This is a genomic window from Nostoc sp. ATCC 53789 (assembly GCF_009873495.1).
Taxonomy (GTDB): domain Bacteria; phylum Cyanobacteriota; class Cyanobacteriia; order Cyanobacteriales; family Nostocaceae; genus Nostoc; species Nostoc muscorum_A.
In genome coordinates, this window is the sequence record NZ_CP046704.1 from 48,788 (window position 1) to 61,858 (window position 13,071).

Annotated in this window: 9 protein-coding genes and 4 pseudogenes; 8 read left to right on the plus strand and 5 right to left on the minus strand. The window is 36.5% G+C overall.

The annotated features are described in order from the left end of the window. Nucleotides 1-22: 22 nt before the first annotated feature. The 7 genes from GJB62_RS30435 to GJB62_RS30465 are packed head-to-tail and all read left to right on the plus strand — an operon-like array spanning nucleotide 23 to nucleotide 9,349. The gene (locus GJB62_RS30435; protein WP_114082155.1) at nucleotides 23-1,285 is read left to right on the plus strand and encodes a DUF1887 family CARF protein; all 1,263 of its coding nucleotides are present in this window, start codon (nucleotides 23-25) and stop codon (nucleotides 1,283-1,285) included. Continuing rightward, the gene (locus GJB62_RS30440; protein ID WP_114082156.1) at nucleotides 1,282-2,895 is read left to right on the plus strand and encodes a hypothetical protein; all 1,614 of its coding nucleotides are present in this window, start codon (nucleotides 1,282-1,284) and stop codon (nucleotides 2,893-2,895) included. The genes GJB62_RS30435 and GJB62_RS30440 overlap by 4 nt, the downstream gene beginning before the upstream one ends. Beyond that, the gene (locus GJB62_RS30445) at nucleotides 2,896-3,564 is read left to right on the plus strand and encodes an RAMP superfamily CRISPR-associated protein (RefSeq protein ID WP_114082157.1); all 669 of its coding nucleotides are present in this window, start codon (nucleotides 2,896-2,898) and stop codon (nucleotides 3,562-3,564) included. Beyond that, nucleotides 3,561-5,174 carry an RAMP superfamily CRISPR-associated protein gene (locus GJB62_RS30450; RefSeq protein ID WP_114082158.1) on the plus strand — a complete coding sequence of 538 codons (1,614 nt, stop codon included), beginning with the start codon at nucleotides 3,561-3,563 and terminating at the stop codon, nucleotides 5,172-5,174. The genes GJB62_RS30445 and GJB62_RS30450 overlap by 4 nt, the downstream gene beginning before the upstream one ends. Further along, the gene (locus GJB62_RS30455) at nucleotides 5,164-6,585 is read left to right on the plus strand and encodes an RAMP superfamily CRISPR-associated protein (RefSeq protein WP_114082159.1); all 1,422 of its coding nucleotides are present in this window, start codon (nucleotides 5,164-5,166) and stop codon (nucleotides 6,583-6,585) included. The genes GJB62_RS30450 and GJB62_RS30455 overlap by 11 nt, the downstream gene beginning before the upstream one ends. Beyond that, the gene (gene csx19 / locus GJB62_RS30460) at nucleotides 6,582-7,145 is read left to right on the plus strand and encodes a CRISPR-associated protein Csx19 (protein WP_114082160.1); all 564 of its coding nucleotides are present in this window, start codon (nucleotides 6,582-6,584) and stop codon (nucleotides 7,143-7,145) included. Before GJB62_RS30455 ends, csx19 begins: the two co-directional genes overlap by 4 nt. After that, nucleotides 7,142-9,349 carry a TIGR03986 family CRISPR-associated RAMP protein gene (locus GJB62_RS30465; protein WP_114082161.1) on the plus strand — a complete coding sequence of 736 codons (2,208 nt, stop codon included), beginning with the start codon at nucleotides 7,142-7,144 and terminating at the stop codon, nucleotides 9,347-9,349. Before csx19 ends, GJB62_RS30465 begins: the two co-directional genes overlap by 4 nt. Nucleotides 9,350-9,395: 46 nt before the next feature. Here the strand turns inward: GJB62_RS30465 and GJB62_RS30470 are convergent. The 4 genes and pseudogenes from GJB62_RS30470 to tnpA all read right to left on the minus strand — a co-directional run. Continuing rightward, a pseudogene (locus tag GJB62_RS30470) lies at nucleotides 9,396-9,728 on the minus strand (Uma2 family endonuclease); the annotation flags it as partial. Nucleotides 9,729-9,843: 115 nt separating this feature from the next. Next, nucleotides 9,844-10,038 (minus strand): annotated as a pseudogene (locus GJB62_RS30475) (transposase); the annotation flags it as partial. Nucleotides 10,039-10,069: 31 nt separating this feature from the next. Beyond that, nucleotides 10,070-11,137: pseudogene (locus tag GJB62_RS30480) on the minus strand (ISKra4 family transposase). Nucleotides 11,138-11,178: 41 nt separating this feature from the next. After that, the gene (tnpA, locus tag GJB62_RS30485; protein WP_245246243.1) at nucleotides 11,179-11,391 is read right to left on the minus strand and encodes an IS200/IS605 family transposase; all 213 of its coding nucleotides are present in this window, start codon (nucleotides 11,389-11,391) and stop codon (nucleotides 11,179-11,181) included. A gap of 128 nt (nucleotides 11,392-11,519) precedes the next feature. Between tnpA and GJB62_RS30490 the strand changes: the two genes are divergently transcribed. Next, a complete protein-coding gene (locus tag GJB62_RS30490; protein WP_114082163.1) occupies nucleotides 11,520-12,848 on the plus strand; it encodes an RNA-guided endonuclease TnpB family protein in 1,329 nt (442 codons plus the stop codon). On the opposite strand, the pseudogene GJB62_RS30495 reads toward GJB62_RS30490, so the two are convergent. Further along, nucleotides 12,849-12,962 (minus strand): annotated as a pseudogene (locus GJB62_RS30495) (Uma2 family endonuclease); the annotation flags it as partial. Nucleotides 12,963-13,071: the final 109 nt, after the last annotated feature.

Consider the following 13,071-nt stretch of genomic DNA (forward strand, 5'->3'; position numbering starts at 1 on the left):
TAAAAGCATGAGGTCAATTTGCATGACTACATCCGAGTTTGATAATAACAAAGTTGACCATCTATTTTTGCTTATCGGTGAAAACCCTTTACCTAACTATGTCACAGCAAATTTATTACTGAAAAAAGGTGGTACTCCATACCTAGTACATACAACTGGTACAGAAACTCAAGCTAAACGGCTGAAAAATATCCTCGACAACAAACCAATAGGCTTACAGCCAGCACAGCTAATTTCACTTGGTAAATATGAGTCTGACGCTTATCACATTCAAGATGAAATTCGCCGTAAAATTCAAAGTTTAAAAAACGGAAAAATCGGCTTGAATTATACAGGCGGTACAAAAGCAATGGCGGTACACGCTTATAGAGCAGTATTCAGTCAATCTCACGCTGATACTGTATTTAGCTATCTTGATGCACGTAGGTTAGAGATGTGCATAGATAGGGAAGATGGAGAGCGTATTCGTATTAAAGTAACACCTGAGTTGTTAGAAGTAAAACTGGTAAATCTTTTCCAGCTACATGGGTTGGAGTTAAAACAAAAACCGACACAACAGGCGCAATTACCAAAATTAGCAATAGAACTTGCAAATATTTTTAAGGAAGAAACTAAAGCAAAGCAGTGGTTTGATTGGTTCTACAAGATTTTTCGTGAGCAAGCGTATAAGAATAAATCAAATGGTGGAGGAGAGTGGAAAAGCAAAATTTCTTTACTAGAAGTATCAACACTTCTTGATAACCTACCACAAGAGATCATTTCAGCCTTCAAAGAAGAAAATTTTATTACACCTGATAATAAGCTTTCTTTGCAACAAGTTGAAAAGACGGGAGCTTTCAAAGAAATTAAACATTTTTGCAAATGGCTTGATGGTTTATGGCTAGAGCATTATGTGTTAGAACAAGTAAAAAATATTGCTGATAAGCAGATAAAAGACTACGGACTAAATTTTGAAATTCCTATTAAGGGGACTAGAGATGGGTTTGAGTTCGATGTTGCCTTTACACGGGGATATCAGCTTTTTGCAATTTCTTGTTCGACAACGAGCAAAAGAGACTTATGTAAAAGTAAGCTTTTTGAGGCATACCTTCGAGCAAGACAAATGGGAGGAGATGAAGCAAGAGTGGCTTTAATTTGTTGCTTTAACGAACCAGATACTCTCAAAGCTGAAATTTTGTCTTCTACAAATGATAAAAAAATTGCTGTATTTGGACGAGAACATTTAACAAATTTATCTGAAGAAATTGCTAATTGGATTGACCAAAACGATGAGGATGCAAAATGAGAAAATTTACCATAACTGTAATAGATACATCAGGGATTCAGGGTTATATTTTCAGCAGCAATCGTCTACGAGAAAATATAGGAGCATCTCATTTAGTTTCTGAGGTAACAGGTGATTGGGTAGAAGAAACATTAGGTGTTCCAAAAAATCAGCAAAAAGAACCAATTGAAACAAGCGGACTTAATGTTGAAATAATTTATGCAGGTGGCGGCAACACATTAATAGTATTCAAGTCAAGAAAGATTGCTATAAATTTCACTAGAATATTGAGCAAGCGAGTTTTAGAAGAAGCACCTGGAATTAATCTAGTAGTTGCTCACAAAGAATTTGATTGGGATGAAGATGATCTTTATCAAGTAGTTAAAGATTTGATGGAAGGAGAAATTGACCGCCGAAAAAATGAGCGTATTCCTTCAGCACCATTACTAGGTTTAGGCGTGACTACTAGTTGTAATTCTACTCAACTTCCCGCTATTGATAGAAGTAATAAATATATTCAATATGGTGATGATGAAGAAGCAGACAGCTATTTTACTTCTACTGAAACTAAGCAAAAATTAAAAGCTGTCAATAGAGCAAATAAAAAACTGCAAGAAATGTTTGCTGATGTGGTTGACGGCGATATTTATCAGTTTCCCTACCGGACAGATCATTTAGGACGTTCTAAAAGGGAATCTAGTTATGCAGCAATTGTTCATGCTGATGGTAACGGTATGGGTAAACGTTTTCAAAAATATGGTGAAGACGCAGAAAATAATAGAGATTACATTCAAAGGATGCGTGATTTTTCTACAAGTGTTGAAGAGGCAGGTAAAAATGCACTTAAAGCTGTTGTGCAGGTAGTTGTAAAGTCAATACAAGAAGGAAAAGTTGTTGGTAAACTAGGAGAATTTCAACTCAAAGCTAAATACTATCTCCCTTTCCGTCCTTTAGTTTATGGCGGTGATGATATCACTTTTATTTGTGAAGGGAGATTAGGAATAGAATTAGCAGCTTTATTTCTTCGAGAATTTGAGAAACAGCGTGTTGCAGATTGTAAAAAGTTAACAGCTTGTGCAGGTATTTGTGTTGTTAAAACTCACTATCATTTCGCAAAAGCTTATAAAATTAGTGAGGAATTATGTAAAGAAGCTAAGAATTTAGTTAAAGAAAATAAAGAATTTGAGCCAGATGGATTTTCAGCAATTGATTGGCATTTAGCAGCAAGTGGTTTATTCGGTTCAATTTCTGAAATTCGCAAACTTGAATATCAAGTGAGTGTTGACAAGAAAGATACTTGGAATTTAGCAATGCGTCCTCTGCGATTGGAAAAGCATAGTAGTGAGTGGCGAACTTGGGAAGGTTTTACGCAAGTTGTTAAAGAATTTAAAGAAGGAGAGAATTGGAAAGAACGCCACAACAAAGTAATGGCCTTACGAGAAGTTTTACGTAAAGCGGATGAAAATGCGACTAAAGAGTTTTTATCAGCTTATAAATTATCACAACTGCCTTCTTTTCCAGAATCCAGTGGTCGAAGTGAACAATTAGCAAGAAAGGGGTGGCTCAACAACCGTTGTGGATATTTTGATGCTATTGAAGCGATGGAATTTTATCTTGAATTGGAGGATTAGGTGACTATTTATCAACTAAAAATAAAACTTTTAAGTGATACAACCTTTGGTAGAGGCGATGGTGTAGCTGGTTTAATTGATCAAGAAGTAGAACATGATCCTAGTGGATTTCCCTATTTACGTGGACGCACCTTAAAAGGTTTGTTGAGTGAAGAATGTGATAACTTAATTGCTGTTTTACCACCTGAAATTCGTTCTGAATGGGAAAATTTTGCCTGCATTCTTTTTGGTACACCAGGTAGTGTTCAGGGGACAATAGCATCGATGCACGTAGGAGATGCTTGTTTACCTGACGACTTACGAGAAGCAGTTGCTTTCCAAATTAAAAAGAAAACACTTACCACAACAGAAGTTCTAGATTCACTTACAACAATTCGTCGTCAAACTGCAATTAATTCTGAAACTGGCATAGCCGATAAGGGAAGTTTACGCTCTTTCCGTGTGGCAATTCGTGAACTTGAATTTAAAGCCGATTTATTATTTGAAACCCAACCCAGTCAGGAAATACTGTCAGTTTTAGGAGTGGGTACATTAGCATTACGACGTATAGGAAGCGGACGGAATCGAGGTCGTGGATATGTACGATGTACTCTGCATGATGATTCCGGGGTAGAAATTACACAAAGCTATATAAGCCTATTGGGAAAAATTCAGGAGAAAAGCGCATGAAAACAATAACTTTTTCATTGCACACTCAACAACCATTACTTGCTACTTCATTTCAAGGCGATCCAAATAGTGATGTTTCCTACAATTATATTCCTGGTAGTATGATTCGGGGTGCAATAATTGGACGTTATATGAAAGAATATCATTTATCAGATTTAGATTTGAATGATGATGTAGTAAAACGTCTTTTTTTTGATAATAATACTTGCTATCTAAATGGTTATTTACTAAGTCAGAAAAAAAATCAGGAAAAGCGTACCTTACCTGTACCTCTGTCTTGGTTCAAAGACAAGGATTCACAACTGAGTGATAATTCATCTCAGATCACAGTTTACGATTTCAGTATTGATGAAGAAGAAAAGCCAGAAACACCAAAGTCTGTTGGAGAATCTTTCTGGACAGAAGAGGATGGAGTTACATTTTATAAAGAAAAGCGGCGGATTAATATTCATAACCGACGCGATCGCAAAAAAGGACGCTCTAGTCAAGAAGAAGGGGAAATATTTTGTTATGATGCCATAGATACTGGACAATTTTTTCAAGCTGTCATTCTGTGTCATGAAGTTGACGCAGACTTTTTGAAAAATTTACTCCAAAAATCAGTGGATATTTGGCTAGGTGGTTCTCAAAGTGCAGGTTACGGATATACGAAAATATCTGATGTGAATTGTCATGATACTTGGAATGAAATAAATATTCCCGCTACTGAACGTATTAACCGCGAATGTTTAACAATTACACTTTTGAGTGATTTGATTGTACGTGATGAGTGGGGCCAATATGCCGTTATTCCGCCATCAAAACAACATCAAACACCAGCACCATTGACAAAGGAACTGGAAAAATTTTTGGGAACACTTAAACCACAGAGTAGCTTTGCTGGTAACAATTTAGTAGGTGGATTTAATCGTAAATGGGGACTACCTTTGCCTCAAGTTCCAGTATTAAAAGCAGGAAGCGTATTTGTCTTTGAGAAGATTTCTATAACTTCGGAGCAAATTCAACAATTAGAAAATTTAGGCATTGGTGAGCGCAGAATTGAAGGATTTGGCAGAGTTGCTGTGAACTGGCTAGAAAAACGGCATTTTTATGCCAAACAATCTGAATCTCCAAAAATATCTAGTCAGCCTGTATTAAAACTACAAACATCACAAACTTTAGCAGCACAAATGGCAGAGAGATTATTGCATCAAAAAATGGAACACGCGTTACAAAAGCAAATTGGATCTCAAGAAATAAAAGGTGATATCAAAAGTAGCCAACTGTCTCGTTTGCAGATGGTAGCACGACAAGCATTATCAACAGGAGACTGTAATTTAGCTTTGTCTTTTTTGAATAATCTTCCTTCTAATGCTAGGGGTCAATTTGAAAGAGCCAAAATCAAAGATCAATCAATTGATAAATCCTTTAAGCAAAAGCTGGATGAGTGGTTGAACAATCCTTTATCTTCAATTAAAAACCAGCAAGATTTAATAGTCAAAATTGCAGATGTAGAACGAAGTATAACGGATGAATTTGCTAAAGAAAATAAACTAGCTGAAAAATATACATTGCGATTAATTATGGCAGTAGCTAAAAAGGCAACAAAGGAGAAAAGGAATGATTCATGAATCCCTAAGATATCGCAATCATCGTCGTATTATTGAACGGATAATAATCAAGGGAAGGTTAGTTTTAGATACTCCGACTTGTTTAGCAAGTGGCGATGCTGATAGTGATACTGATTTAGTCATTTTACGTGACAGTTTAGAAGATAAAGCATTACTAATGGGTTCTTCTATTGCTGGAGCGTTACGCAATTATTTACGAGATTATAAATATGGTTATAACGCAGAAGAAATATCTGTATTATTTGGCGGACAACGTAGTGACGAAGAAGGAGAACAAAGTCCTTTAATTATTAATGATGCCATTAGCAACACTGTCCCTCATATAGAATTGCGAGATGGAGTAAAGATTAACAGCATCACCAGAACTGCTGAAGATGGACAAAAATATGACTTGGAATTGCTGGAAACTGGAACGCAATTTAACATTTGTTTTGAATTATTAATAGAAAATAATCGAGAACAATTAATTAGAGAGTTAGTAATTGTTCTCGAAGGATTAGAAAATGGTAAAATTTCTGTTGGAATGAAAAAACAACGGGGTTTTGGTCGCTGTCACGTAGAAGAATGGCAAGTTTGGAAATTTGATTTGCGGAAATCTGATGAACGAATAGCTTGGTTAAATTTTGAGCATTGGCAACCAGGTTTCTTACCTAATCATCCAACTCATGAATCAATTGAAGAAGCTTTAGGTTTGTTTTTGGATGAAAAAGAAGATAAACGCGATCGCTTAACCATTAACGCCACATTCACCCTTGCTACTTCTCTATTAATTCGTTCTGGACAAGCATCCAGTGATAAAGCACCAGACGTAGTACACCTCAAATCTCGACGTGATGGAGAACTTGAACCTGTGTTATCTGGTACAAGTTTAGCGGGGGTATTACGTCATCGTGCAGAACGAATTGTTAATACTCTCCAGAAAAATACAATCATTATTGATGAAATATTTGGTGTTGATTTTAGCAAGGATAAAACTAAGAAACCAAAAGCAAGTCGTTTGATTGTTCATGAAAGTGTTATTAAAGAAACTAAAGATTTGGTACAAAATCGCATAGCTATTGACCGTTTTACAGGTGGTGCTTTGCATGGTGCATTATTTAATGAACAACCAATTTTTGGGAGCGATGAAACAGAGTTGAAGCTGGAATTGGAATTACGTCAACCGAAACCTCATGAAATTGGTTTGTTACTATTGTTAATTAAAGACTTGTGGACTGGAGATTTACCTGTTGGTGGTACGAGTAGTATTGGAAGGGGAAGATTACAGGGTAAAGAGGCAACAATTACTTTAGCTTCAGAAAATAAAATTTGGAATATTACTCAAGTTTCAAAAGATGAATCTTTGATTATAGATAATGCTGAAGATTTAGAAAAGTTTGTTTATGCATTAAATGAGGAGGTAGCTACTTGAATAAACCAATACGTAAAGCTTTGGATATTCCAACTAATTTAGATATATATCAATGGTTAGAAGAGCAAGCTAAAGAATATAAATTAAGGTTTCTGTTAGCTCACGCAGAAGATGGAGTGATTTGGGGAAAATTTGAAGATGGTAAATTATTAACGGCAGATAGTGCATTTGATTTTTTGCCTAAATTACGTCTTTTTACTTTGCAACAATGTCGGGCTTTTGGTGAAAGATCGGAAGTAATGCTTTGGCAGAATAATGAGGGTTTTAAAGCTCGTTTAATTCAAGATCAAAAAGATACAGAACTTATCCCCGAAAATCAGATTCTTTGGGGAACACAAGCAGATAAAATTTGTGGTGATTTTACTTTAGTCTCCGATGGTTCGCAAGGTTTACGTCATGCGGTGCCTTTAACTGATATTGAATTTGATAAGAATCAGAAATTATATCGTCCTTTGCGTTTAAGTGTTCATCACTATATTGATTACGACGATTCGGGTGTAGCTCGAATTGATCTAAGCCGTTTAGTTAACTTAACTACTTTTAAGGAGATTAAAAAATGAATCCGAGACATATTTCTAAAGTACTAGATGAGCGTAAAGCGATCGCTCCCTATAATTTTGTAGAATTACCTGAAAAAGTAGTTCAAATATCACCAGAATCTCTACCAAAAGAAAACCGCTATTGCGAAAATCGCTATACTGGCAAAATTGAATGTACTTTAACTACTGAATCACCGCTATATATTAGATGTGGATTAACAAAGGAAGAATTTAAATGTGGTGTAGAAACAAAAGATTTGCCAGACTTCTTTTACACCAATCCTTTAGAAAAATATACAAAACCTGTTATTCCTGGTAGTAGCTTGCGGGGAATGCTGCGGAATTTAGTTGAAATTGTTAGTTTCAGTAAAATTGAGCGAGTATCCGATAATCAACGTTTATTTTTTCGTGCAGTAGCAGCAAATCCTAACAAAGATTCTTCGGGAAAAGAATACAAGCAATATGTTTTTTCTAAAAATATTGAGGCTGGATATCTGAGCAAAGATAATGAAGGATGGTATATTCAGCCAGCAAAAATTTTTGAAAAAGAAACATTTGCTTGGGTTAGAGAGAAGGAAATTAGTTTAAGCAATATTAAAAAATTTAATGATAATGAATATTATCCTCAATATATTTCTATAAGCTATGAAACTGTAGATAGAGATATGAGTGATAGAGCTAAACGTTTATTTGCTTTGAACGTGGATTTAGCAGATATTTATAAAGCAAAGGGAGTATTGGTGACAAGTGGAAATATGAAGCAAGGTAGTGAGTCTTCACCACGCCGAAATCATTGTATTGTTTTTGAAAAAAACGCTAATTCTCCCAAGTTGAGAATAGATGATAAAGCTATAGAACATTATCGTAATGCACTTACTGATTTTCAAAAACTACCACCATTCGATAAAAATTGGGGAATGTTGAATGAAAATTGCTCTGTTGTATTTTACTACCCTCCTCAAACTGGTAATAAAGTAGGGTTTTTCGGTCAAAGTCCTAATTTCCGCATTCCCTATTCTCCCGAAGGTAATGGACAGGCAGCTACTGTTGTAGATTTTATTCCATCAAATGTGAAGAATCAAAATAATTCTTCCATTATTGACTTAGCTGATGCAATCTTTGGTTGGGTTAAGGAAGATAAAAATTTACCTCAAAATGTGCGTCAGCGTGGAAGTAGAGTGTATATCACCGATGCTAAATATAAGTTTGATAAAAATGGCATCTGGTATAAAGGCAATCCTGATGATACACTAATTCCTCAAATTCTTAGTGAACCAAAACCAACTTGCTTTCAGCATTATCTAGTTCAGCCAGATGATACAAAAGCTGACCAATCAAAACTGAAACACTATGCCAATGAACCAAAATTAGAAACAGTCATTCGTGGGCATAAACTTTATTGGCATAAAGGAATAAACCCTGATATTGAGCATCCTGAAGGGAATAATGCTTCAGGAAATCAAATAACTAAAATTAAACCAATTAATAGAAAAGTAACGTTTGAATTTAACATTCATTTTGACAATTTAAGCAAAATTGAGCTTGGCACAATTTTGTGGATACTTGACATTGCTCAAAGTGATAAATATCGTCTCAAACTTGGTATGGGTAAACCTTTAGGTATGGGTGCTGTTAAAATTGAGCCATATTTGTATTTGAGCGATCGCACTTCTCGTTACAGTAAACTTTTTCATAGTAACAAATGGGCAACTGAGGAAAACACTGCTACTAGTCAAGACTATAGAGATTTTGTGAAAGCATTTGAAGAATATATCCTTGATAATATTAGTGTAGAAGACTATCCCCAAGAAAAGAAGAGATCAGAGCTAAATCATATTTCACATTTACCTCGGATAGAAATGTTATTAGCTATGTTGAGTTGGGAAGAAAATCCATCGTCAAAAAATATTGAGCAAACACGCTACATGGAAATAGAACGTAAAAAACTACCTCGTATTGGTAACGATCCAAATGAATACAAAGAACGTCGTGTACTACCAACTCCACTCCAAGTGATTGGATTAGATGATAACCGTAGAATGAATACTCCTTCTTCACCCTCTAATTCAGGTAGTCCTACTGATGCTCCAAAACCGAAACCTAAACTTAAAGGTAATGATGTAGGTAAACTAATACCAAAGGATAAGCAGTCTCAACAAAAGCCCAATGCTAACTCTCAAGGAGGTAATGCTGCTATAGCTAGACCACCGAAACCGAAAAAATAAGGGCGATCGCACCTATCCCTATATCCCAGAGGCGCAATTGACCAACCTAAACCATCTGTCCCCTTACCCACTCCCTAATCGCTTGTCGGAAAACTCGTCTTCCTACCATACGGTATCTTTCAATTAGTGATGGAATTTCTTGAATATTCAGATTAGGAAACACTAAACTTGTTTCTCTTTCAACATATTCCTCAACTTGCAACTGGTAAATTTTTATTTCTCCAGAGTCATAAGACCAAATTTCAGGTACGCCTAACCGTGCATAGATGGGAAAGCGATCTAAAGATTTACTGGTAACATCAATTTCTAAAGCTAAATCTGGAGGTGGGTCTTGATTTAAATCAAACTTGAGTTTACCTCGAATTAAGGCTTCATTTTGAACTTATCGCGGCAGTCCCTACCCTCAACTCTTAGTACGGTAGGGATCGGAGCGGGTTATTGGAACGAAGTGGAAATAACCAATCCATACTTCGACAACGCTTACGTATAAATATTTATTCAATTGGGGCATCTTGCTCTTTAATGTACTGTTTTAATTTATCAATCGGTGCGCCGCCACTTGATGCGACATAATACGAGCTAGACCAAAATAAAGGTTTCGAGTAAAAGTTTTCAATATGTTCCTTAAATTCTTTACGAATAACCCTACTGCTAGCAGATTTTAGGCTAGAGGTAAAGTCAGAAATATTGGGAGCATCCACTTTTGGAAGAAACACCTAATCAGACAGCAAGTAAACCATTAAGATAAGCTTAAGCGTTCAGAGAGGATGTGATTAACACTTTCAACATTCCACTGTGCGCCAGAAATTTTAATCCTTAAACCAATTTGTTTAATTGCAGACTCAACGGCACCAGAACCAATAGAACATAATTGTTCAGCCTGATAATAGCTGTAATTGACAATGCGAGGGAGATGCTTTTCCAGATAAGCGATGAAATTTTTAGCTTGTTTACCTCGGCAATAATTAAATAAAGTCTTGGCTGCTTCTACTTGACCTTTCCACAATAAAGTTTCCGCAGCTTTGAGTCGCTTCAAAGAACCACCAACTTTATAAAGATTTTCCTTTAGATGATACCAATCCAAAATTTCACAGCGAGAAAACTGGTCTTGACCAAATTCTCGCACTAGATTCCACACACCATCGTGACCATCTCCCAAGCAAACAAGGGGGTCTACCAACTGTTGGCTATTAACATAATCAATTAATGATTGGTTGTCATCAAAAAATGCACCATAGTAAATCCCTTGCAGGCGAACAGTTTTATAATCTCGCCAGTGACAACCTGCTTTTGGTTTACCTCGCAGTCGAACTTTGCCTCCATCTACACTTACTTCGGAGACGGCTTGCAATGCTAAGGGTAGTTGAAAATCTTGTGACAAAACTAATTTTTGTTGGGTTGAGTGACCAACTTTTACTCCTGTTAGTGCCTCTACCTCTATTTCTGCATTCTGGTAGGAAATATTTGCTGATAGTCTCAAACAACACTTTTTCAGTAATGGACTTAACCTAGTTCTTGGTTTTAAACCCAGTCTCTGTAACTGTTTAGCTTTAAGAGTTAGTTCTCCAACCAGGCTTTTTATTTTCCTTGTTTTACCTACTTTTGTCCCTGTTTTCTGTTCGACAAAAAAAGGGCTATTTCTGGACTCACACGTTCTAGTATTTGACTACGAACTTTTTTTTCTATACTTTCTAGGTCTGTTAACTGACTCTTATCCGCTTCTTCATATAGTAATTTTGCAAGTTCCCTTACACAGGCTTTTATTTGTTCTTCTCTATCTTGGCTCATAGTAGTTGATGCACTCTTTTTATCTCCTTTTACATTCTCCCTTATTTTGTATATCTTCCAAAAGTAGATGCTCCCGAAATATTGTTGTCTGGATGGTAATCTACCAATAAATGAACATGGTCTTGTTCACCTGAAAATTCTACCAATATGCAATTAGTTTTAATGCAGATATTTGCAAAAATATCGTGCATCCTCTCAACGATTGGTGCGGTAATTGCTTTTTTGCGATACTTAGTAATGAAAACAAAGTGCAAGTGAATAGAAAAAAAACAGCGTGTGACCCTTTACGAGGAAGCATTTGATAAGTAACCGTGTCTGTTATATTCTGATTAATATACCAGATTTTTGGAGGAAACAAAAACATCCTGTGGCAACAAGACGAATGACCTTTCGGCTATACCCAAACAAGAAAACTGAATTAATTTTGCGGTATCACCGAAAGCTCCATAAGGACTTGTATAACGCCGCAGTAAATAACAGATTTAACCAGTACAAAATCTATAATCACAAAGTTGATTATTTTGAGCAGCAAAACTGTTTACCTGCGTTTAAAGAGATTTGGATAGAGTATAAAGAGCTTCCTAGCCATGCACTGCAAGCAACTCTTAAGCGTGTTGACTTTGCATTTGAGCGTTGGTTAAAAGGATTAGGTAAGCGTCCGAGATTTAAGTCAATTAGACATTATTCAGGATGGACTTATCCAGACTGTGCAGGTTTTAAAGTAGAATCTGAAGGCGAGAATGGATATCTCAATTTGTCTAAGATTGGGCGTATTCAAATGCGTGGACAGGCTAAATATTGGGGCAAACCAACTACTTGCACTATTCTTTATCGCAATAGTAAATGGTACGCCTCGATTACTGTTAACGTATTAGACCAAATTCTCAAGCCAGAGATTCTATCCTGTGGTGCTGTTGGTATTGATCTGGGGTGTAAATCTGCGCTATCAATTACTGATGGGGAAAATCATCAACAAATTGACGCACCGAAATTCTTGAGAAGCGCAGAGCATTTAATCAAGAAAGCTTCTATTGACAAGAGGCGTAAGCGTGCGCCAAATAGAAAGAAAAAAATAAAAGCTTCTAGACGGTTCAAAAAAGCTCAATTAAAAGTTAGTAAGCTTACCCGCAAGGTTGCAAATCAACGTCAGAATTGGGTACATCGGGTTGCAACAGAAATAGTTAGCAGTAATAGCTTCGTTGCAACTGAAAAGCTAGAAGTCAAAAACATGACCGCTAAAGCTAAAAAAGGTAAGCGCAAGAAGCAAAAAGCTGGACTAAACAAGTCTATTCTTGACGTTGGTTTTGGAATGCTACGCAGCACCATTAAATACAAAGTTGAGCAGATTGGTGGTGTATTTATCGAAGTTCCAACGCGAAGAGTTTTGCCTTCTCAAACCTGTCCCAAATGCGGAAATCAACACAAAAAAACACTTTCGCTCCGAGTGCATGAGTGTAGTTGCGGATACGTGCAGGATAGGGATATTGCTGCTGCCGAAGTTATGCTTTATTGGGCTAAAGGCAATCTGCCGGGGTCAGGAACTGGCCTCGCAGACGCTGATGTTACTAGCTCTACTTCACGCACCCGCAAACAAGCGGGAAGTATGAAGCAACTGGGGCAAATGAAGCGTCAGAAATCTCAGGTAAAGCTTGCTAAAAACGACTTTGGGAATGTAGAAACCCCAAGCTCAGGCGAAGCCAGCTTGGGGTAGTTCATAATAAAAACAATTATCAGATTCAATTCCAGCCTTTTTTAGTTCTCGCTTCCAGGTAGTTGAGCCGTAACACTCATAATCTAGCTCCAAAACATCAGCCGTATCTTTGATTTCTTTAAGCCGCACACTCGTGACTTCCAGTCATGAGTTAGGCGTTCTATATTGAGCGTAACTTCGTGTTAAAATTAAAGTGTGCAGTAACAATTGTAAAAAAGTGCCA